This is a genomic window from Symbiobacterium sp., from assembly GCF_040797425.1.
Taxonomy (GTDB): domain Bacteria; phylum Bacillota; class Sulfobacillia; order Symbiobacteriales; family Symbiobacteriaceae; genus Symbiobacterium.
The window spans coordinates 1-21,143 of the sequence record NZ_JBFNEH010000052.1; the positions used below are offsets into that span (position 1 = coordinate 1).

Annotated in this window: 21 protein-coding genes and 1 other RNA gene; 4 read left to right on the forward strand and 18 right to left on the reverse strand. The window is 69.0% G+C overall.

Going from position 1 to position 21,143, the window contains the following annotated elements:
- The 4 genes from AB2385_RS14130 to AB2385_RS14145 form a co-directional block, all read right to left on the reverse strand.
- The coding region (locus tag AB2385_RS14130; protein WP_367655656.1) for a cysteine desulfurase family protein at positions 1-1,214 on the reverse strand (1,214 nt) is incomplete at its 3' end.
- A 56-nt stretch (positions 1,215-1,270) separates the two neighbouring features.
- Complete coding sequence (locus AB2385_RS14135) at positions 1,271-1,711, reverse strand: Rrf2 family transcriptional regulator (protein ID WP_367655657.1); 441 nt, start codon at positions 1,709-1,711, stop codon at positions 1,271-1,273.
- A 129-nt stretch (positions 1,712-1,840) separates the two neighbouring features.
- Positions 1,841-3,976: a penicillin-binding transpeptidase domain-containing protein gene (locus AB2385_RS14140; protein WP_367655658.1), complete on the reverse strand. Its 2,136-nt coding sequence runs from the start codon at positions 3,974-3,976 to the stop codon at positions 1,841-1,843.
- 18 nt (positions 3,977-3,994) lie between these two features.
- A complete protein-coding gene (locus AB2385_RS14145; RefSeq protein ID WP_367655659.1) occupies positions 3,995-4,621 on the reverse strand; it encodes a hypothetical protein in 627 nt (208 codons plus the stop codon).
- Positions 4,622-4,758: 137 nt separating this feature from the next.
- On the opposite strand from AB2385_RS14145, the gene AB2385_RS14150 reads away from it, so the two are divergent.
- Positions 4,759-5,193: a universal stress protein gene (locus AB2385_RS14150; protein WP_367655660.1), complete on the forward strand. Its 435-nt coding sequence runs from the start codon at positions 4,759-4,761 to the stop codon at positions 5,191-5,193.
- 110 nt (positions 5,194-5,303) lie between these two features.
- Here the strand turns inward: AB2385_RS14150 and AB2385_RS14155 are convergent, their stop codons facing one another.
- A complete protein-coding gene (locus AB2385_RS14155) occupies positions 5,304-5,726 on the reverse strand; it encodes a BrxA/BrxB family bacilliredoxin (RefSeq protein WP_367655661.1) in 423 nt (140 codons plus the stop codon).
- Between the two features lie 80 nt (positions 5,727-5,806).
- Positions 5,807-6,610 carry a YwiC-like family protein gene (locus tag AB2385_RS14160; protein ID WP_367655662.1) on the reverse strand — a complete coding sequence of 268 codons (804 nt, stop codon included), beginning with the start codon at positions 6,608-6,610 and terminating at the stop codon, positions 5,807-5,809.
- A gap of 153 nt (positions 6,611-6,763) precedes the next feature.
- Here AB2385_RS14160 and AB2385_RS14165 point away from each other — a divergent pair, with 153 nt between their 5' ends.
- On the forward strand, positions 6,764-7,078 hold the full coding sequence (locus AB2385_RS14165; RefSeq protein WP_367655663.1) for an Hpt domain-containing protein: 315 nt from the start codon (positions 6,764-6,766) through the stop codon (positions 7,076-7,078).
- 45 nt (positions 7,079-7,123) lie between these two features.
- On the opposite strand, the gene AB2385_RS14170 is transcribed toward AB2385_RS14165, so the two are convergent.
- The 9 genes from AB2385_RS14170 to AB2385_RS14210 all read right to left on the reverse strand — a co-directional run bounded on the left by AB2385_RS14170 (position 7,124) and on the right by AB2385_RS14210 (position 15,501).
- Positions 7,124-9,415: a response regulator gene (locus AB2385_RS14170; protein WP_367655664.1), complete on the reverse strand. Its 2,292-nt coding sequence runs from the start codon at positions 9,413-9,415 to the stop codon at positions 7,124-7,126.
- Between the two features lie 27 nt (positions 9,416-9,442).
- The gene (locus AB2385_RS14175; protein WP_367655665.1) at positions 9,443-9,814 is read right to left on the reverse strand and encodes a response regulator; all 372 of its coding nucleotides are present in this window, start codon (positions 9,812-9,814) and stop codon (positions 9,443-9,445) included.
- Positions 9,815-10,164: 350 nt separating this feature from the next.
- The gene (locus AB2385_RS14180) at positions 10,165-10,527 is read right to left on the reverse strand and encodes a nuclear transport factor 2 family protein (protein ID WP_367655666.1); all 363 of its coding nucleotides are present in this window, start codon (positions 10,525-10,527) and stop codon (positions 10,165-10,167) included.
- 128 nt (positions 10,528-10,655) lie between these two features.
- The gene (locus tag AB2385_RS14185) at positions 10,656-11,972 is read right to left on the reverse strand and encodes a replication-associated recombination protein A (RefSeq protein WP_367655667.1); all 1,317 of its coding nucleotides are present in this window, start codon (positions 11,970-11,972) and stop codon (positions 10,656-10,658) included.
- Positions 11,973-11,987: 15 nt separating this feature from the next.
- The gene (locus AB2385_RS14190) at positions 11,988-13,196 is read right to left on the reverse strand and encodes a class I SAM-dependent RNA methyltransferase (RefSeq protein ID WP_367655668.1); all 1,209 of its coding nucleotides are present in this window, start codon (positions 13,194-13,196) and stop codon (positions 11,988-11,990) included.
- Positions 13,197-13,218: 22 nt separating this feature from the next.
- Complete coding sequence (gene ltaE, locus AB2385_RS14195; RefSeq protein WP_367655669.1) at positions 13,219-14,262, reverse strand: low-specificity L-threonine aldolase; 1,044 nt, start codon at positions 14,260-14,262, stop codon at positions 13,219-13,221.
- Positions 14,263-14,328: 66 nt separating this feature from the next.
- Positions 14,329-14,667 carry a thioredoxin gene (trxA, locus tag AB2385_RS14200; RefSeq protein WP_367655670.1) on the reverse strand — a complete coding sequence of 113 codons (339 nt, stop codon included), beginning with the start codon at positions 14,665-14,667 and terminating at the stop codon, positions 14,329-14,331.
- A 189-nt stretch (positions 14,668-14,856) separates the two neighbouring features.
- A non-coding RNA gene (gene ssrS / locus AB2385_RS14205) (6S RNA) lies at positions 14,857-15,051 on the reverse strand.
- Between the two features lie 96 nt (positions 15,052-15,147).
- Positions 15,148-15,501, reverse strand: a complete 354-nt coding sequence (locus AB2385_RS14210) for an Hsp20/alpha crystallin family protein (RefSeq protein WP_367655671.1) — start codon at positions 15,499-15,501, stop codon at positions 15,148-15,150.
- Positions 15,502-16,320: 819 nt separating this feature from the next.
- Between AB2385_RS14210 and AB2385_RS14215 the strand changes: the two genes are divergently transcribed.
- Both AB2385_RS14215 and AB2385_RS14220 read left to right on the forward strand, forming a co-directional pair.
- The gene (locus AB2385_RS14215; RefSeq protein ID WP_367655672.1) at positions 16,321-16,917 is read left to right on the forward strand and encodes a DoxX family protein; all 597 of its coding nucleotides are present in this window, start codon (positions 16,321-16,323) and stop codon (positions 16,915-16,917) included.
- A gap of 144 nt (positions 16,918-17,061) precedes the next feature.
- Entirely contained in the window at positions 17,062-18,039 is a 978-nt protein-coding gene (locus AB2385_RS14220; protein WP_367655673.1) for a DUF4269 domain-containing protein, read from the forward strand.
- Positions 18,040-18,117: 78 nt separating this feature from the next.
- Here AB2385_RS14220 and AB2385_RS14225 read toward each other — a convergent pair whose 3' ends face one another.
- The 3 genes from AB2385_RS14225 to AB2385_RS14235 form a co-directional block, all read right to left on the reverse strand.
- A complete protein-coding gene (locus AB2385_RS14225; RefSeq protein ID WP_367655674.1) occupies positions 18,118-18,561 on the reverse strand; it encodes a VOC family protein in 444 nt (147 codons plus the stop codon).
- A gap of 114 nt (positions 18,562-18,675) precedes the next feature.
- The gene (locus AB2385_RS14230) at positions 18,676-19,920 is read right to left on the reverse strand and encodes a glycosyltransferase (protein WP_367655675.1); all 1,245 of its coding nucleotides are present in this window, start codon (positions 19,918-19,920) and stop codon (positions 18,676-18,678) included.
- A gap of 224 nt (positions 19,921-20,144) precedes the next feature.
- A partial coding sequence (locus AB2385_RS14235) for a peroxidase family protein (protein ID WP_367655676.1) occupies positions 20,145-21,143 on the reverse strand: 999 nt, incomplete at its 5' end.

Sequence of the window (21,143 nt, forward strand, 5' to 3'; positions counted from 1 at the left end):
CCTGGCCGTACCCCCCCCACACCCGCGCGGGGCCCGCGACCCGGCGCAGCCAGTTTCCGCAGGTAGTCCACCGAACGGGCGAACTCGGCGATGACGTAGTCCACGTCCTCCTCGGTGTTCTCGTCGCCGAAGGAGAAGCGCAGCGACGACTGGGCCTGATCCCGGCTGCAGCCCACCGCCAGGAGCACGTGGCTGGGCTCCAGCGAGCCCGACGTGCAGGCCGACCCCGACGAGGCGCAGATGCCCGCCATGTCCAGGCGAAGCAACATCGCCTCGCCCTCCACGCCGTCCACCGAGACGTTGGCGTTGCCCGGGTGGCGCAGCTCGGGATGCGCCAAGGGGTCGACGCCGTTGAGCCGCACGCCGTCGATGGCGAGGACGCCCCGCAGGAACCGGTCCCGCATCGCCCGGGCGTGGGCCGTCCGGCGGTCAAGTTCCCGGGCGGCGATCTCCGCCGCCAGGCCGAAGCCGACGATGCCGGGCACGTTCTCCGTGCCCGCCCGCATCTTCCGCTCCTGCCCGCCGCCCACCACGATGCCCCGGCCGAAGCGGAATCCCCGGCGCACATAGAGCGCCCCCACGCCCTTGGGGCCGTAGATCTTGTGGGCGGAGAGGGAGAGCAGGTCGACGCCGAGTCGGTTCACGTCCAGCGGGATGTAGCCTGCCGCCTGGACCGCGTCGGTGTGGAAGATGACGCCCGGGTCCTTCGCTTTGGCCGCGGCGCAGAGGCCGGCGATGTCCTGCACCGTACCGATCTCGTTGTTCACGTACATGATCGAGATGAGCACGGTGGTGGGCCGCATCGCCTCCAGGAGCGCCTCGGGGCGGACGATGCCCGTGCCCGGCTCCACGTCCACCATGGTGACCTCGTAACCCTCGTGCCGCAGCGCCTCGGCGGCCTCCAGCACGGCGTGGTGCTCGAAGGGCGTGATGATCAGGTGGTTGCCCTTGGCCCGGTTGGCCTCCAGGGCCCCCCGGAGGGCCCAGTTGTCCGCCTCGGTCGCGCCGCTGGTGAAGAAGATCTCCGCCGGCTTGGCCCCGATCAGGGCGGCCACCTGCGCCCGCGCCTCCTCGACGCCCTTGCGCGCCCTGCGGCCGACGGCATGGATCGACGAGGGGTTGCCGTAGTACTCGGTCAGGTACTCGTACATGAGCCGGGCCACCTCGGGATGGCACCGGGTGGTCGCGGCGTGGTCACAGTAGACCTTGCGCATCGTCCTGCCCCTCCTCGGCCGGGCAGGCCAACAGACCCGCCCCGCTGGCTGCCGCATCAGATGTGGTACATCAGGTTGTCCTGCTCCGCCAGCGCCTGGTCCACGAGGTCCTGCAGGGTGATGGAGTCGATCACCTTCACGATCGCCTCCGTCACCCGTTCCCATACCCCGTGTACCGGACAGTTCGCCGCGCAGTCCGGGTCAGGCTCCCCCTCCGTGGCGCAGTCGGTGAACCCCACCGGACCCTCGAGCACCCGGATCACGTCGCCCACGGTGATCTGGCTGGCCGGGCGGGCCAGCATGTAGCCGCCCTGGGCGCCGCGCATGGCGGTGATCAGACCGGCCCGGCGCAGCGGGGCCGCGAGCTGCTCCAGGTAGTGCTCCGAAAGCCCCTGCCGCTCGGCGATGGTCTTCAGCGAAACCGGACCCGCACCCTGGTGCATCGCCAGTTCAAACAGCGCCTTCACGCCATATTTGCCCTTGGTCGAAAGCCTCAAGTGACCGCCCCCAATTCCGACCAAGTTCGTCAGATACGGTTCCAGTGTAGTCCACGCAAATCCGACTGTCAAGGGCGGATTACCAGGCGACGCCACCCCAGCCCGACCACCCGCATGCGTGGCTGCCCATCACGGCCGCACCGTTGAAAGGCTGACCGTCACCACGCTGCCCGCAGCGACCTTCGTGCCCGCAGACGGGCTCTGCTCCGCCACGAAACCGGCACCGCCAGCCTGCTTCAGCGAGAGCCCCAGCTCCGCGGCGAGGCGGCTGGCATCGGCCAGCGTGAGCCCGCGGAAGTCGGGCAGGGTCACCTCCGTCGCATCCAGCGGGGCCAGCGTGAGCTCCACCCCGCTGCCCGCCTCCAACTTGGTGCCGGGAGCCGGGGATTGCTTCACCACCACCGTCCCCTCGCCGGTCAGCTTCGCCGTGAAGCCCGCGTCCACCAGCCGCTGCACGGCCCACGACTCGGGCAGGAAGCGGGCGTCCGGCACCGCCACCTTCTCCGGCTCCTGCGCCGGCTTCTCGTCCGCCGGCCGGGCCTCCGGCTGCGGCTGGCTCTCCGGGTCGTCGGGCGGCACGCCCAGGCTGCGCAGGACCTCGGGCATCAGCTTCGCGAACAGCGGCGCCGCGATGGTGCCGCCGTAGCCCGGGGGCTTCGGCTCGTCGATCAGGACGAACATGGCCACCCGGGGGTTGCTGGCGGGGGCGAAGCCCAGGAAGTCGCCCAGGCCTCGCTCCTTCTCGACACCGCCCTCGAACTTCTGCGCGGTGCCGGTCTTGCCGCCGGCGGTGTAGCCGGGCACCTTCGCCTGCCGGTAGGCCTTCTCGATCACGCTCACCATGAGCTCCCGCACCTCGGCCGCAGTCTGCTCGCTGATCACCGTGCGCACGGGGTCGGTGGGGGCGGTCCAGACCACGTTGCCGCCGGCGTCGCGCAGCTCGCGCACCAGGTGGGGCCGCACCAGCTTGCCCCCGTTGGCGTAGACCGCCGCCGCCCGTACCATCTGCAGCGGCGTCACCTCCAGGTGCTGGCCGATGTACATGTTCGCCCAGTCGATTTCACGCTTCTCCTCCCAGTTGGAGAGGCCGTTGGCGGCGCTCTCGTGGGGGAAGTCGATGCCGGTGGGCTCGGTGAAGCCGAACGCCTGCAGGTACCGCTGGAAGGTCTCGTGCGGGATGCGCTGGCCCACCTGGATCAAGCCGACGTTGCTGGAGGTCTGCAGGAGCTCGGCGATGGTCATCAGCCGCGGCTCCAGGGGCACCGCCCGGTCCCAGTTCCAGATGGTCCAGCCGTCGATCTCCAGCTGGCCGGAGTCGGGAATCAGCGTGTTCAGGTCCAGGAGGCCCTCTTCCAGGGCGATGGCCGTGGTGACGGTCTTGAAGCTCGAGCCGGGCGGCAGCGGCGTGACGGCCCAGTTGGTCAGCCGCTCGGCGTCCAGCGTGCCGTCCTCCTTCACCCAGGTGGAGCGGTCGTTCAGGTTTGCGCCGGGGCGCATCGCCATCGCCAGAATCTCGCCGGTGTGCACGTCCATGGCGATGGCCAGGGCGCGCTTGGCGTCCTCTTTCTCAATCACCTCGTCGAGGGCTTCCTCGAAGACCTGCTGGAGGTAGGCGTCAATGGTCAGAACCGCGGTGAGGCCATCTTCGGCCGGCGTGATGGTCTGGATGGTGCCGACGATGGGCGCGTTGTCATACGTCAGCTCCGCCCGGATGTAGCCTTCCTTGCCCCGCAGCGCCTCCTCATACTGGGCCTCGATGCCGTAGACGCCCACGCCCTCGGCGTTCAGGTACCCGATGACCTGGTTGGCCACCTCTCCCTGGGGGTAGACCCGCTTGGAAGTCTCCGTCAGGGCGATGCCGGGCAGCGCCTCGGCCTGGATCTTCTCCGCCGTCTCCAGATCGATGCCCCTGGCCAGCACCAGGTACTGCGAGTCCTCGTTCTCCCGGAGCTGCTGTTCCAGGCTCGCCGCGTCCACCCCAAGCAGCCGGGCCAGGACCTCGGCCACGCGCGCGAAGTTACGGGCCTCCATGTGGTAGGGAGAGGCGACCACATCCCGCTGGGGGATGGAGACGGCCAGCGGCCTCCCGCTCCGGTCCAGCAGGGCGCCGCGGACGGGCGGGTACGACGCCTCCTGCAGGCGGCGGGCCTCCGCCCGCGCCAGCACGTCCTCGGCGTTCATCACCTCGAACCAGGCGAGGCGGCCGATCATCGCCAGGAGCGCGGCCACCATCAGGGTCCGCAGCAGCTTGGCCCGTCTGCGCATCCGGCTCACCTCCGGCTCCTAGGTCCAGCCGAGCAGCTGCAGGAAGAGGTCCACGCCCTGCTCGAACCGGTGGCGCTGGTCCCGGATCCACCGCCCGTCCTGCAGCTCGGGGAGGGTCATGTACCCCTCCCGGGCCTTGAAGCTGAGCATCAGCTCCCGGTCCTCGGCGACGCTGGCGTGAAAGGAGTAGCCGGTGGTGGCGGTGGACCAGTCCCACGTCATGGCGAAACGGCGGTCCAGAAGCTCCGCATCGGGCGCCCCCCAGGCCGGGGAGAAGGCCTGCGCCACCAGGTTCAGGGGTCGCCCGGGTGCGGCGTCGAACCAGGCCGTGAAGCCCACCTCCACCAGGTTCAGGCGGAAGACCTCGGCAGTGGACAGGATGAGGGCGGCGAGATGGTGGAGCGCGATCTCGGGCCGCGCCCCGGTCACCTCCAGCCGGAAGTTGTCCAGCCGGATCAGCAGGTTGGACCCCTCCGTCCCCCGGAGTTCCAGTTCGTTATCGTAAATGTCCGCCTCCAGCCGCTCCCGCAGGCCCGCAGCCACCAGCTGGCTGCGCACCTGGTCGGCCACGGACCGCAGACGCTCGCGGAGGGAGAACAGTTCCTCAAACTCAACGTAAAGACTTTGCTCCTGATCGGCCTCCAACTGTTATCGCCTCCATTCCCCTATTCTACCAGACAGCCACCGGCAGTGGCTACGGCGGCGCCGGACAAGGCGGCGCAGGAGTTTCGCGCTGGCACACCGAAATACTTTCAAAGTTCAGGAGCAGGGAGGGATGGGTCATGACCAGAGTCCTGCTGGCGACCGACGGTTCCGCCCACAGCATCCGAGCCGCGCAGACGCTTCGCGCAATGGCCGAGCGAGATCCCTCCATCCACGTCACTGTCTTCCACGTGGCCCCGCTGCCGGATATCGCCACCACCGCCGCCACCGGGATGCCGCTGCCCGCGTCGCTGCCGCCCGACAACTGGAGCGAGGTGGCCGCCCGGGCGCTCTCGGTGACGGTCGCGGCCCTGGGCCTGCCGCCGGAACGGGTGCGCGAGTGCCACGTCGTCGGCATCCCCGGCGAGGCGATTCTGAACGAGGCTAGGCAGGGCCGGTACGACATGATCGTCCTCGGCCGCCGCGGCCTCTCCCCGCTGAAGGAGCTCTTCCTGGGCAGCGTGAGCCAGGCCGTGCTCCACGCCGCCCCGTGTCCCGTGCTGATTGTGCCGTAAACCCGCCGCCGAACCGGGCGGACCCGCCCGGCAGGCAGACGCGCATGAGCGGACGGCCGCCGCCCCCGGCGCACCGTCCGCTCTCTGATGACCGGCCCTTTCCGCCCCGGCTACGCCTGGGCGTGCCGCACCGCCTCCACAATCCGACGGGCAACGGTCTGCGGGTCGGAGCCCTCGATCTGGCTGCGCGGGATCATGTCGACCGCCTGGCCGTCCTTCAGGATGGCAAACGAGGGCGAGGAGGGCGGGTACTGCGGGAAGAGGGCGCGCGCCGCGGCCGTGGCCTCCTTGTCCTGGCCTGCGAAGACGGTCATCAGGTTGTCGGGCCGGACCTCCTGCAGGGCCAGCGCCGCCGCCGGCCGGGCGATGCCGCCGGCGCAGCCGCAGATCGAGTTGATGGCCAGGAGCGTCACTCCCTTGGCATTCGGCAGCCGGGCCTCCACTTCCTCCGGCGTCCGCAGTTCCGCGAAGCCCAGGCGGGTCAGTTCCTCCCGCATCGCCTGAACGTCAGGCATGAACATGTGCAGGTGCACTTGGCTCTCCCCTTCCGTATGAACGCACATTCCTGTGTGCACTTTGAGACGGAAAGAGAGTGTGCGTCGTTACGGCGGGGCTACAGCGGCACCCGCACCGTCAGCACCACCAGCGGGGCGAAGAGCAGGGTCAGGTAGACCTCCGACATCCCGACGCGGTTCAGGTTCGCCGCCCCCTCCTGCCGGGCGCGCCAGGCACAGACCACCGCCCACACCAGCGGCGGAAGCAGGGCCAGCGGCAGCAGCGCCGGGACCCAGCCCAGGGCGGCAGCGAGGATGGCACCGACCACGAAGGCGAAGTGCACGGCGACCGAGAGCCCGTGGAAGAAGCTCCGGCGGCGCTCCCGGCCCATGGTCTTCACCCGGAAGACCGAGCCGCCGAAGAAGGCGAAGCAGGCGTAGGTGATGGCCCAGCCCGCCGGCGTCACCTGGCCCGACGCGGCCAGGTCGTAGAGCGGGGCGCCCGCCATGAGGCCGGTGACGGCCAGAAGGCCGGAGAGCAGCGCCCGCTGCTGGGCCCGCAGGGCGAACCCGAAGGCGACGACAAGAGCAAGCGCCAGGGCGCCGGCGAGCGGCAGCAGGAGCACGGGCCGGCGGAGCACCGCGGGCAGAAGAAGCAGCGCCGCCGCCCCGGCGAAGACGAGCAGCCAGAACCGGGCCACCGGCGCCTCCCCCCGGGCCATGCCGGCCCGGCCCGATGCGCCCTGGCCCAGCAGCACCTCCAGCGGCCCCCGCGCCGCGTAGGCCAGGAACCAGCCCAGCATCACCTGCACGCCGCTCCAGCTGGGCCCCAGGGCCAACAGGGAGACCAGCGGCGGCGTGAGGAGCATCGCCCAGGCGCCGTGCTCCCGGGGCAGCAGCGGACGGCCGAATCGGACCTGCATGTCCCACACCTCCCCCATGTCGTCAGGGAGAAGTATATCATGGACCCGACCGCGTCCCGGTGACGACCGTCACGAACCTGCCGCAAGCAGGAGATGCCGGACGCAACATGGAACCCCTCTGGGTGACATACGAAAGGAGCGGACTTGTGACTCATGCCCAACATGCCAGAGTACGAAGCGCTCCGGCGAGAGTACCTGGAGGGCGTCATCGCCCGGGCAGGGGTGCTGCGCGCCGGAATGGAGGCCCTGCGTGAGGGCCGGCCCGTCGACCTGCGGGCCCTCCGGCAGGAGGTGCACAAGCTGCGCGGGTCGGGCGGCTTCTACGGGTACCGGTCGCTGTCGGAGGCGGCGGGCCGGGCCGAGGACGCGCTCCGTCAGGTGTTGGACGGGGAGGTTCCCCGCGACGACGGGCAGCTGGCCGACCTCCTGGCCCAGGTGGTCGCCGAGATTGAGGCCGCCGCCAGGTAGAATCCGCAAGCCCCCGCCGGCTTCACGCCGGCGGGGGCTTGCTCGTCATGTGCGGGGCTGGGAGTCGGACGCGGGCTTCAGCAGCTCCCGCACCCGCTTCAGGACCTGCTCCTGCACCAGCGGGCCCTTGGTCATGTGGTAGGTCGGACCCAACTGCAGAAGGGTCTTCTCGCCCTCCGTCAGGTCGAGGGCGGTGAGGACCAGCAGCGGAATCTGCTGCGTCCAGCGGCGCTGCCGCAGAACCCGCACCAGCTGGAAGCCGTCCAGGTTGGGCATCATCAAGTCCAGGATCAGCAGGTCGGGCCGCTCGGCCATGATCATGCGGAAGGCTTCCTGGCCGTCGCGGGCATAGCGCACGACGTAGCCCGCCCGCTCCAGCATCACGCCGAGCACCCGCTGCACGTCCGGGTCGTCGTCCACCACCAGGATCGACGGCTGCGGCCTCAGCTGGTGGCTTTCGCCCAGTACGTCCCGGAGACAGGCCAGCAGCTGGGCCTCGTCGATGGGCTTGGTCACCACGCAGGCCGCACCCCTGGCGATGAGCTCGGCCTCCCGCCCGTCACAGTAGGCCGAGACGACGATCACCGGGATGTCCCGCGTCGCAGGGTCCTCCTTCAGCCGGCGCAGCACCGCCTCGCCGTTCTCCCCCGGCATCATGAGGTCGAGGGTGATGGCATCGATGTGCCGGCTGCGGGCGATCTCCAGAGCCTGCTCGCTGGAGGTGGCGCCCACCGCCTGGAACCCCGCCCGCTCCAGCGAGCGGGTGATGACCCGCACGATGTCCGGCTCGTCGTCTACCACCAGCACGGTCCGGGCGTTGACGTTGACCGGGAGCGCAGCCTCCGATTCGCTCGCCTCCACCGGCATCGTAAAGGAGAAGGTGGAGCCCTTCCCCACGGTGGACTCGACCCAGATCTCGCCGTCGTGCTCCTCCACGATGGCCCGGCAGATGGCGAGGCCGAGACCGGTGCCGCCGGTCTTGCGGGAGGCAGCGTTGTCCACGCGGTAGAAGCGGTCGAAGATGGCCTTGGTGTGCTCGGGCGGAATGCCGGGGCCGTGGTCGATCACGTCGAAGCGGACCACGCCCTTCTCCGCCCTGGCCCGCACCCGCACCTCGCTTCCCTGGGGCGAGAACTTGACCGCGTTGGAGAGCAGGTTGTCCAGCACCTGGTGCAGCCGGTCGCTGTCGGCCATGACCCGGGGCAGGTCTTCGGGAACGTCAGTGGTGATGGTGATGGACCGCTGGCGGGCGAAGCCCTCCATCTCCTCCACGGCCCGCCGCACGGCATCGGCCACCCGCACGGGGGCCCGCCGGATCTCCATCTTGCCCGCCTCGAGCCGGGAGATGTCGAGGATGTCGTTGATGAGCCGAATCAGCCGGTCGGTGTTGTTGAGGGCGATGGTGAGCAGGTCGCGGGCCTCGCCCGGAAGCTCGCCCGCCGCACCGCCCAGCACCAGGCCCAGCGACCCCTTGATGGAGGTCATGGGCGTGCGCAGTTCATGGGAGACCGTGGCGATGAACTCAGTCTTCATCCGGTCGAGCTCGGTCTCCTTGGTGATGTCCCGGTAGACGTAGATGCGGCCGATCACCCGCCCGTCGGCGTCCTGCACCGGAGCGGCGAACTCGTGCAAGACCCGCGGGCGCTCCTCGCGGGTCTCGATGACGTTCGTCTCCAGGTCGATGGGCGGTCCGCCCTCGGGTCCGGGGTTCCAGCGGAAGGCGCCGCCCGTCCCGAGAACCCGCAGGGCCTGGGAGTGCAGCTGGTGCATCGACTGGCCGACCACCTCCTCGGCCGGCAGCCCCAGGATGCTGCGGACCTGGTGGTTGGCCACCACACACGTGCCCTCGGTGTCGAACATGATGATGGCCTCGTCCACCGAGTCGAGCAGGGCCCTGAGCCGCGTGGCCTGGGCGTCGGCCAGCTCACGGGCGGACTGGATCTCGGCGAGGTTCTGGCGAAGCTGCTGCTCCATCTCCTTGCGCCGCGTGATGTCCCGGGCGATGCCCACATAGGCCACCACGTTCCCGTCCTCGTCCGTGATGCGGGTGATAGAAAGGAAAGAATACCAAAGGCTGCCGTCCTTGTGCCGGTTGATCACCTCGCCCACCCACCGGCCGCGGGTGCCCAGCTGCCCCCACATGTCCTTGAAGACCTCGGGTGGGGTGAGGCCGGAGCGAACGATGTTGGTCTTCCGGCCGACCAGCTCGTCTCGGGAGTAACCGGTGATGGCCTCGTAGGCCGGGTTACAGTGGACGATGACGGTATCCTTGTCGGCGATCACGATGCCGTCGAGGCTGTGCTCGTAGACCTCCCGGAGGATCTTGGTGACGTCCAAAGAGTAACCGCTCCTTCTGGACCGGACCTACGACCGGAGCATCGCCTCCAGCTGACTGGAGAGGGTCATCGGGTCGAAGGGTTTCACCAGGTACCCGATCGCGCCCAGCTCGCGGCCTTTCTGAATTTCAGATTGCTGCGCGCGTGCGCTCAGAAAAACGACCGGAATCGCGGCGGTAGCCGGGTTGGCCTTCAGGCGCCGACAGGTCTCGTAGCCGTCCATCTCAGGCATCATCACGTCGAGCAGAATCACGTCCGGCCGCTCCTGCTCAGCCTTCTCCAGCCCTTCCCGACCCCCGGAAGCGACGCTTACCTCGTGACCGCCCTGGAACTTCAGAGAGAGCTGCACCATCCGCTGAATGTCAGGATCATCCTCGATCAGCAGAACCCGAAGTGCCATCCGCCCCCTCCTTTCGCCTATCGAATATGTTCGCCTATATTGTAGGCGCTGGGGTCACTTGTGTCTACTCTCTCCCAACTAGTCCGGCGTGAAACGGCGTCGGTGTTTCTCCTGATTTCTCATCGGCACAACTTCGGGCGCCATGTGAATGAGATAACATGTCTCGTGGTTCCGGCTCCCGGAGCGGCACGCCGGGTCCGGGGCCGACGCGAGAGGAGCCGGTGGTCGCGCGGCAGCGGGCCCCCCACGGGAGGCAATCCGCGGGCGCACACGCGCCGGAGCCGCGCACACACAGAGAGCGACCCCGTCACCCGGACGGGGTCGCCTAGTCTTTTCATGTCACATCTTTGTTATGACTTTGAGACTACGGATTCATAGAACCGGATCCGGCGGATCAGCCCATCCCGGAAGTGGAAGATGACGCACCCCTCCCGGCGCTGCCCCTGTTCTTCCACCGTCACCTCGGCGGCGGCACTCACGCCGTCCACCAGCACGTGCTCCACCCGGAAGGTCAGGTCGGGGCGAGTCTGCCAGAGCCAGACGAAGTAGGCGTGCGCGTCCTCCTGCCCCCTGGCCGCGCGCTCAGCGGTCAGCTCCACGTCGCCCGTCATGAGCGGGGCCAGGTTGGCCGGGCAGTGGGTGTTACACATATGGAAGAAACGGGTCACGGCCTGTTCGATGCGCTCGCGCTCGGTCATGACGTTCTGTGCCATGGATGACGCCCTCCTCCCCGGGAAGTAGCCAGCAACTGTCTGCAAGTTCAGCTTACCATAGGCTGGCGGCGCATCCATATCCGCCGTAAGTCCTATAGACCGGGGAGCATACCGCGCCGACCCGCCGCTTACCGGCCCCGGCGTTCCCGCAGGAGCCGGGCGATCTCCGCCTCCCGCCCGTAGTCCTTGGGCTCCCAGAACGGCCCCTCCACGCCTTCGGGCAGGTAGCGCTGCTCCACCCAGGCGCCGGGGAAGTCGTGGGGATACTGGTACCCCTGACCGTATCCCAGCCGCTCGCCCGAGCCGTAGCTGGGATCCTTCAGGTGCCTGGGCACTTGCGGCGTCTTCTCCCGCGCCACCAACTCCAGCGCCCGGTCGATGGCGAGGTACGCGCTGTTGGACTTGGGGGCGCAGGCGAGGTAGACCACCGCCTCCGCCAGGGGGATGCGCCCCTCGGGCATGCCGATGAAGGAGACGGCGTCGGCCGTCGCCTGGGCGATCACCAGGGCCTGCGGGTCGGCGAGGCCGACGTCCTCCGCCGCCAGGATCACCAGCCGGCGGGCGATGAACCGCGGGTCCTCGCCGGCGTAGATCATCCGCGCCAGCCAGTAGAGCGCGGCGTCGGGATCCGAGCCCCGGATGGACTTGATGAAAGCGGAGGCCACGTGGTAATGCTCGTCGCCGTCCTTGTCGTAGACCACCGCCCGCTTGAGCAGGGCCTCCTCGGCCGTCTGCAGGGTGACCACGCGGCGGCCTTCCTCGTCGGGCTGCGTGAGCAGCACGGCCAGCTCCAGGGCGTTCAGGGCCACCCGGGCGTCGCCGCCGGCGGTGCGCACCAGGTGCTCCATCGCCTCGGGGGTGACCGTGGCGTTGTAGTTGCCGAGGCCCCGTCCGGGCGTGCGCAGGGCCCGGTCCAGGAGCCGGCGCACATCCTGATCGCTCAGCGCCTTCAGTTCGAAGATGCGGGTGCGGCTCACCAGCGGGGCGTTCACCGAGACCAGCGGGTTCTCGGTGGTGGCCCCCACCAGCGTGATCAGCCCCTCCTCCACGTGGGGCAGCAGGGCGTCCTGCTGGTCCTTGCGCCAGCGATGGATCTCGTCGATGAAGACCACGGTCTTCTTCCCGTACTGCCCCATCCGGGTGCGGGCTTCGTCCACCAGCCGGCGGATGTCCTGCACGCCGGAGGTCACCGCGTTCAGCTGCTCGAAGTGCGCGTTGATGTAGTGGGCCGCCAGCCGCGCCAGGGTGGTCTTGCCGGTGCCGGGCGGGCCGTAGAGGATGCAGGAGGGCAGGTACCCCGCTTCCAGCGCCCGGCGCAGGAACCGGCCGGGACCCACCAGGTGCTCCTGGCCCACGAACTCATCCAGGGTCTGCGGGCGCATGCGGGCGGCCAGCGGCGCGTTTTGGGCCGCCTCCTGCGCCGCCGCCCACGAAAACAGGTCCACGGAACCACCTCCAGTTCAGCCTTCCACCCGGGCGCTGCCCTCCCCGGAACCCGGCATGCGGCGGCCGTGGTACGGCCCCTCGTACTGGTAGAGGTCACATTCGATGCGGCCGTTATAGAGCTTGCGCTTGCGGTCGGCCCGGCGGCCGAAAAACCGCTCGAACCCCTTGTGCGCCGTGATCACAAACACCGACCAGTCCTCCAGCCGGCGGGCCAGGGCGCCCAGGCCGCGGTAGAGCGCCTCCACGGCCTCCAGCTCGCCCAACCGCTCCCCGTAGGGTGGGTTAGTGATCAGGTAGCCGTAGGGAGCCTCCTTCTCGATCTCCTGCAAGGGCCTGCACTCCAGCCGCACCGAGCGGGTGAGACCGGCTGCCTGCAAGTGGTGCCGGGCGAGCTCCAGCACGCCGGGGTCGATGTCGGAGCCCCAGATCGTGAGCGGCCGGTCGTAGTCGGCCAGGTCAAAGGCCTCCTCCCGGGCCTCCTCCCAGAGGCGGGCCGGGACGCACCCCCAGGCCTCGGCGTCGAAGGACCGGTGCAGGCCGGGGGCCAGGTTGTGGCCGATGAGGGCCGCCTCGATCGGGATCGTGCCCGAGCCGCAGCAGGGGTCGAGCAGCGGCCGGTCGGGATGCCAGCGGGAGAGCAGCACCATCGCGGCGGCCAGCGTTTCCTTGATGGGGGCCTCACCCACCAGCTTCCGGTAGCCCCGCTTGTGCAGGCCGGGTCCGGAGGTGTCGAGCGTGACCGTCACCGTGTTCTTGAGCAGGGCCACCTCGATGTTGTACCGGGCGCCGCTCTTGGGGAACCACTCCAGCGGGTAGCGCTGCCGGAGCCGCTCCACCACCGCCTTCTCCGCCACCTTCTGACAGGCCGGCACGCTGGAGAGCTGCGACTGGTGCGAACGGCCGTTCACGATGAAATGGCCGTCTTCCGGAATCCACTCCTCCCAGGGGATGGACCGCACGCCCTGGAACAGCTCCTCGAACGTGGTGGCGGGAAACTCGGCCATCTCCACCAGCACCCGGTCCGCCGTGCGCAGCCACAGGTTTGCGCGGCAGATGGCCCGGAGGTCGCCCCGGAACCGCACCCGGCCGTTCTCCACCTGCTGCTGGTCGTAGCCCAGTAGCTTCAGTTCGCGGGATACCACCGCCTCCAGCCCCATCGGGGCGGGGGCGATGAGGCGGAGCGGCGTGTCCCCGTGCCTGCGCGTCTCGCTGGAGTTTGTCATGCGCGTTTCCCTTCCCCTTCGCCTACTGGGGGCCCGCCTTCACCACGCGGGCGAAGGCGTCGAGCGCCAGTTCCACGTCGGCGGCCGTGACGTCCTTGTGCGTGACCAGCCGGATGCGGCGGGGACCCGTGTCGTTGCACAGCACCCCTTCCGCCCGCAGGGCCTGCACCAGGGCGGGGGCGGTCCAGCGCGGGTCGGTGATCTCCACCGCGACCATGTTGGTCTGCACCGTCTCCATGTTCACCGCCAGCCCGGGGATGTTGGCGATCCCCTCGGCCAGGCGGCGAGCGTTGGCGTGGTCGTCGGCCAGCCGGTCGACCATCAGCTCCAGCGCCACCAGCCCTGCGGCCGCCAGCACGCCGGCCTGGCGCATGCCGCCGCCCAGGAGCTTCCGGTTGCGCCTGGCCTCGGCAATGAAGTCGCGGCTGCCCACCAGGAGCGACCCGACCGGCGCCGCCAGACCCTTGGAGAGGCAGAACATCACCGAATCCACCGGGGCGACCAGCTCAGCGACGGGCCGACCCAGGGCGACGGCGGCGTTGAAGATACGGGCGCCGTCCAGGTGCACGGGGATGCCGTGCCGGTGGGCCACTTCGGCCACGGCGGCCACGTTCTCCGGGGGCAGCACGCAGCCGCCGGAGCGGTTGTGGGTGTTTTCGAGGCAGACCAGCCCGGTGCGCGGGTAATGAACGTTGTCGGCCCGGATGGCCGCCTCCACCGCGGCGGGGTCCATCGCCCCGTTCACCCCGGGAACCGGCTTCACCTGGCAGCCGGAGAGCGCGGCGATGCCGCCCACCTCGTAGATGTACACGTGGGCCTCGGCCTCCACGATCACCTCCTGCCCCCGCCGGGTGTGGGTGAGAATGGCCACCTGGTTGCCCTGGGTTCCGGTGGGCACGAAGAGGGCGGCCTCCTTGCCGAGCATCTCCGCGGCCCGCTCCTGCAGGCGGTTGACAGTGGGATCCTCGCCATAGACGTCGTCGCCCACCTCGGCCTCGTACATGGCCCGGCGCATCTCCGGCGTGGGCTTGGTGACCGTGTCGCTGCGCAGGTCGATCAGCTTCATCGCATTCGCCCCATTCCTTCAAGTGTGAAGCGAGCGACCCGCCACCAGGGGTCGCCCGCTCTCTGTCTACGCCTGGCTCAGCGCCTGGTCGATCTTTGCGACCAGTTCCTTCTTGGGCTGGAAGCCCACGATGCGCTCCACCGGCTGCCCGTTCTTGAAGATGAGCAGGGTCGGAATCGACATCACGCCGTACCGGGCTGCCAGCTCGTTGTTCTCATCTACGTTTAGCTTACCCACCTTGAGGCGGCCTTCATAGTCGGACGCGATCTCATCCACCAGGGGCGCAATCATGCGGCACGGGCCGCACCAGGCCGCCCAGAAGTCCACCAGAACCGGCTCGGCAGACTGCTCCACCTCTGCCGCCCAGTTGCTGGACGAGAGGGTCAACACCTTGTCGCTGGCCACGATTGCATCCTCCTTCTCTAAGTAGGGAGCCGCTGACAGTCCCTATTCTAACCAATAGGAAACAGCCCTGTAAAGGCAAAGGGCGAACCGACAGGACCCCGACACCGTGGCCGCCGGGGCCGGGTGGCGCGAGGCGACCGGCGCGCGGAAGAGGGCAGCGCCCCTTGCGGGAACACTGCCCCTCTATCAGCCTACCCCACCATGCCGTGTGCCCGGTAGACAATGAACCTGCTCTCAGCAGGTGGGTGCCCGCTCCGACGTTTCGTGAGTCCCCTGGCCTCGGCGTCCGCCGGGGGGGCGTTCAGTCCGCGCCGGAATAAGGGCTCCCTTTCTTATCGGTGTTAGGTCATTTCGTACCGGTGATCACGCACATGGTCGGGAGTGCCCTTAGCTTGTGTGCTCTGTCCAGATATCATGATAGCTTGGCGCGATCGCAAACACAAGCCTTGACAACGCAGCGCCCCGGCGCGTGGCCGGGGCTCATGCCTTGATCAGCCGCACCTCCAGTTCGTCCGGAGAACGCCACTGAAGCTTCGTGGCGCCCGGCACGACGCGACAGGGAAGCGGGAACGACCGGGCAACGGTGCCGGCTGCGGCGCTGTAGCGGAAGAAGCCCGGGCCCTCCAGGCGTTCCTCGTGGGTACGGTGGCCTGAGACAGAGAGGCCGTACTCGCTCACCTGCACCTGCACCGACCGCGGGTCGAGCCCGGTGGTGCGGAAGCGCACCGTGAGGGAGTGGGCGTCCTCTTCCCACACCGGCGTGAGCGCCGGACCCGCCGCCGGCCACATGCGCGGCTGCCGCCGCATCAGTTGATCAAGCAGGGTAAGGTGCATCGCCTCCACCCTCCCTTGTTCATCGTATGCACGGCAGGAGCGGCGTTGAACGCTCGGTGCAGGCGGTGCCGACAGGTCACCCGGAGTGTTGGCGCCGGGCCCCGTGGAGGCGTACGGAAAGTGGTGGTCGCCGGGGGATGGTCTTCCCCTCGCGTATGCTCTGTCCGTGATGAGTGTTGATGTAGGCCCGGGTGGTTCCGATGGCGATGCTGACGCCAGCCCGGGCGGGAGCGCGGCCCGGGCGGGGGCGCCGGACGCGTGCGTCCTGTTCGTGACCGCTGTTGGTGGCGGCATGGGGAAGACGCTACCGGATGCGTCCCTTCTGTTCGTGCTGAGTGTTGACGACGGCTCGGGCGGGGCGCCGGACGCGTGCGTCCTGTTGGTGACCGCTGTGGGCGGCGGCATGGGGAGGACGCTGCCGGGCGCGTCCCTTCTGTTCGTGCTGAGTGTTGATGGCGACCGTCGTGAGACTGTCGTCAACAGTAAGCTCGAACAGAGCATACGCCCCGGCGGGGACGTAGTCCGGGGAGGTGGCGGACTGCCACACAAAGTCACGCCTGTGTCAACAGCAAGTGCGAACGGAACCTATGCGACGGGGAACACTATCAACACCAGCCTCGAACAGAGCGTACGCGTCGGCAGGCGCGCAGTCCACGGAAGCGGCGGGCGCATCAGTCAGGGTCACCGCGCGCGTCAACAGCGGCAGGGAATCTGCTCCACCACAACAGCAGCGACGTCCCGGCGCCCAATATGAGGCGCGTTCAACGGTGATACTTACCCCAGAACAGAGTACATGAGACCAGATCGGAGAGGGTTCCAGTGCAATCGACGACGTTCCGCGATCCACCATTGGCCCAGTTTCTCTTCGAGAACACGGCATCGGCCTGGATCTGGCTGCTCGCCCGGCTCTATCTGGGCTGGCAGTGGCTGCAGGCGGGCTGGCACAAGATCACTGACCCGGCCTGGATGAACGGCGGCACGGCCCTCCAGGGCTTTTGGGCGAAGGCAGTAGCGGTGCCGGACCCGCCGGCCAAGCCTGCGATCACCTATGGCTGGTACCGGAACTTCCTGACGGCGCTGCTGGAGGGCGGCCACTACACCTGGTTTGCCAAGTTGGTGGCGGTGGGCGAAATCGTGATCGGAACCGCGCTGCTGCTGGGGGTGCTGACCGGCTTCGCCGCCTTCGCCGGAGCCTTCATGAACTTCAACTTCATGCTGGCCGGCAGCGCCAGCACCAACCCCGTGCTCTTCACCCTGGCCGTCCTAATCCTCATGGCCTGGAAGGTGGCCGGCTACTGGGGGCTCGACCGCTACTTGCTGCCTGCGCTGGGTACCCCTTGGGACCGGCGGCGGGTGGCGAGGGAGCAGTACGAGCCCGAGCGGGTGCCAGGGCCGGGCGAGCGGCCGCGGGTGTGACGGAAACGGCCTCCATAACGGGACAACCCCCATGGCGGGGGGTGTTTCTGTGTTGAACCGTGGTGCCTCGGCATCACAACAGCAGGAGGGTCACCCTGGCTGGCGAAAGAGACCAGATACCACGCGCACCGGGGGCTGGAGTAGATGCTGGACTGGAAGGACTTGCGACACGGGACGGCCGCCCAGCAGCAGGCACACGCCGCGCTGGAGGGACTGGGCATCATGGACCTGCTGGCTCCCCACGATCCCGTGCTGGCCGGCACCTTCCCACTGGACCTCAACATCCCGGGGAGCGACCTGGACATCGTCTGCGCGGTGTACGACACCGAGTTGTTCCGGCATACCCTCACCAACGCCTACGGGCACTTGCCTGACTTCTCGGTGCGCTCTGCGGTGAAGCACGGACTGCCCGCCGTCATCTGCAAGTTCACCTACCGCGGCATCCCGGTAGAGGTCTTCGGCCAGCCGCTGCCCTCCCGGCAGAGCCATGCCTACCGCCACATGGTCGCAGAGGCACGCCTCCTCGCCCTCACTGGTCCCGGGGGAGTGGAGGCGATCCGCCGCCTGAAGGCAGGCGGGCTGAAGACCGAGCCAGCCTTCGCCCAGTACTTCGCACTGCCGGGCGACCCCTACGCGACCCTCCTCACGCTGGCCGATGCCCCCGAGCACGAGCTGAGCCGGGTGGTCCAGAACGCCCGGCGCATCCGGACCGAATGCCTCTTCTGCCAGATCGCCGCGGGCGGGGAGGCCAGCCGGGTATACGAAGACCCCTACACGGTGGCGTTCATGAACATCCGCCAGGCCAATCCCGGGCACGTGCTGGTGATCCCGAAGCGGCACGTGGAGCAGGTCTTCGACCTGGACGACGACCTGGCCGGCAGGCTCGGGCGCACGGTCGCCCGCGTGAGCCGGGCCGTCCGGGCGGCGTTCGGCGTGACGGATCTCAATGTGTTTCAGAACAACGGCGAAGCGGCTGGTCAGGAGATGTTCCACGTCCACTTCCACCTTTTCCCACGGCGTCAGGGGGATGGGCTGTTCCGGGTCTACCCGGGACACCTGCCGCCGCCCCAGCCCCGCGAGGTCCTCGACGCCCTGGCCGAACGCATTCGGGAGGAACTGTGAGAGGAACTTCAGCCGGCATCCGGGGCCCCGGGAAAAGGCCGGACACGTGCTGCCTCGTGCGTCGATGCGCCAGCCCGGTTAAGCCCGCGGCCACGTCGCCTCCAGCAGGATGCCGTGCGGGTCGAAGAACAGCATGTTCTGGATGGCGCCGATGGTGCCGGTGGGCGTGGCCTCCACGCCGTGCTCCCGCAGCCGCTGCCGCAGGGCCTCTGCGGCCCTTGCGTCAGGAAGCGAAAAGGCGATGTGCTGCATCGCACCCGGGATGAACCCGCCCCGCCGGAGCTCCTCCAGCGACAGCCGGTGGATCTGGGCGGACGGGTTCTCGAAGAAGTGCAGGCCCCAGGTATGCGCCGAGACGCCCGGGCGGATGAAGCAGTGCCGCTGCGGCAGCACACCCCCGCCGACGCGGATCTCTCCCACCTGCATCCCGAGCACGCCGCCGTAGAAGGCGATGGTGGCGTCGAGATTCGGGGTCACCAGTGCGATGTGATGGAAGCCCTGCCACGGAACCGGCTGGTTCATCCATCTCGCCTCCTCGTGTGCATGTCGCCAGACGTACAGCCAGAGCGACCGCGCGCCGGGACGGGCTGAGGCCGGCAGCACAAAGCCCCGCCGTCAGGCACGCGCACCGCAGGATCAGGCGCCTACGCGCCGCAGAATCTCCGCCACCGCCCGTCCGACACCATCCTCAGCCCGGATCTGTTCGCCCAGGGCCAACGCCCTCCGCTGCATCGCCTCGTCCCCCGTCGCCGTCCGAATGGCCGCCGCCAGCCGCTTCGCGCTGAGATGCCTGTGCGGAATCGGGGCCGGCCCGACGCCCAGGCGATGCACCTGCCAGCCCCAGAAGGGCTGATCGGTGGTGGAGGGGCAGATCACCGTCGGCCTCCCTGCCGTGAGGCCTGCGGCCGTGGTACCCGCACCGCCGTGGTGCACGACCGCCGCCATTCGGGGGAAAAGCCAGTCGTGCGGAGCGCCTGGGATGGCGAGAATCCTGTCCGTGAGCAGGGCAGGGGTCTCACCCGCACCCGTTGCAAGCACCCCCCTCACCCCGGCCTGAGTCAGAGCGTCGACGACCAGGCGGGTGACGGCGTCCCGGTCGACGCCCGACACCGAACCGAACCCCACGTAAACCGGCGGCGGCCCTGCCTCCAGGAAGGCGGCGAGGGCGGCGGGCGGCTTCCAGGCTGCGGTGGGCCGCAGGAACCAGTAGCCCGTCACGATGGCCTCGGGCGGCCAGTCGGCGGGCGGGGGCACCACGTGCGGGCTGAACGCATGCAGCACCGGGATGGGCCGTCCGCCGTGGGTGTACTCGCTCTCGCGGCGGGGACCCAGGCCCAGCCGGGTTCGGCGCCACTCGGTCACCATGCCCCGGAAGGGGCGGCTGCCGGACCGAACGGCGGCGTAGGTCAGCCGGTTGAGCGGGCTGCCGAGGCTTCGCCCGACGAAGGCCGGCGCCGGAAAGGCCGCCGTCGGCACCACCACGGGCACCGGCGTGCCGATGAAACAGGGCACCCCGAGGCGCTCGGCCAGATGGACGCCGGCCAGCACTTTGGGGTGGTAGATGAGCGCGTTGGCCCCCTGCGCCGCCTCCCACGCGTCGTCCAGCATGCGTCGCATCATGGGGAAGACGGTCTGACGAAGGATCCGCACCACCTGCACCGGGTTGCCGCTCAGGGCGGCCTTCCCCTCCGCCGACTCCAGCAGTGCCGCGTAGTCTGTCCCCATCGGGGCGAAGCTCACCCCATGGCTGCGTACAAATGGTTCGAAACTGCCGGGTGCCGCCAGCACCGCTTCGTGGCCGGCGACGATGAGCCCCTGCGCCAGGGCCACGAAGGGCTGAACGTCGCCGCGGGTGCCGGTGGCCAGGATCACGAACTTCATGGACCATCCCCCCTGCTGTGTAGTCTGGACAGCGGAGGCTTTCGTTGGATCCGCGTGGGGGTGAGGGGCGCATCCGCCCGGGAGACGGCCAACCGCTGGGGTTCACGGTACCCCTGAACGCTGAATACGCCTCTGTATCCCCTCCCTCCTCTACGCGAGGGGACCGTCAGGCAAGCCGGCCGCCCGGGCGGCGGGAACCGCCAGGCGGCCGGATTCGCTGCGGGCTATCGCGGCAGCAGGTCGAAGCGGTCGAGCATCATCACCTTATGCCATGCCTTGACGAAGTCCTGCACGAACTTCTCCTGGCCGTCGCTGCTGGCGTAGACCTCGGCGATGGCCCGGAGCTGCGAGTTGTGGCCGAAGATCAAATCGACCCGGGTGGCGGTCCAGCGCAGCTCGCCCGTGGACCGATCGCGACCCTCGAAAACGTTCGGGTCTTCGGTGGGGAACCACTGGGTGCGCATGTCGAGCAGGTTGACGAAGAAGTCGTTGGTGAGCGCCCCGGGACGGTGCGTGAAGACGCCGTGCTTGGAGCCGCCGTAGTTGATGTCGAGCACCCGGAGGCCGCCGATGAGCACCGTCATCTCCGGGGCCGTCAGCGTGAGCAGCTGGGCGCGGTCCACCAGCAGGTGCTCAGCCGGCACGTCGAACTGGTGCTTCAGGTAGTTGCGGAAGCCGTCGTGCACCGGCTCCAGATAGGCGAAGGAGTTCACGTCGGTCTGCTCCTGCGTGGCGTCCATACGGCCCGGGGTAAAGGGCACCTTGATCTCAAACCCAGCGTTCCGGGCCGCCTGCTCGATGCCGGCGCAGCCGCCCAGCACGATCAGGTCGGCCAGCGAGACCCGCTTGCCCCCGGTCTGCCGGCTGTTGAACTCGTGCTGGATGCCCTCCAGGGTCTCCAGAACCGGCCGAAGCTGGTGCGGTTCGTTCACCTCCCAGTCCTTCTGGGGCGCCAGGCGGATGCGGGCGCCGTTGGCACCGCCCCGCTTGTCGGAGCCGCGGAAGGTGGAAGCCGACGCCCAGGCCGTGGCAACCAGTTCCCGGATTGAGAGCCCCGAGGCGAGGATGCGGGCCTTGAGGGCGGCGATGTCGTCCTCGTCGATCAGCGGGTGGTTGCAGACGGGGATGGGGTCCTGCCAGATGAACTCCTCTTCGGGCACCTCGGGACCCAGGTAGCGGGTGCGGGGGCCCATGTCGCGGTGGGTCAGCTTGAACCAGGCCCG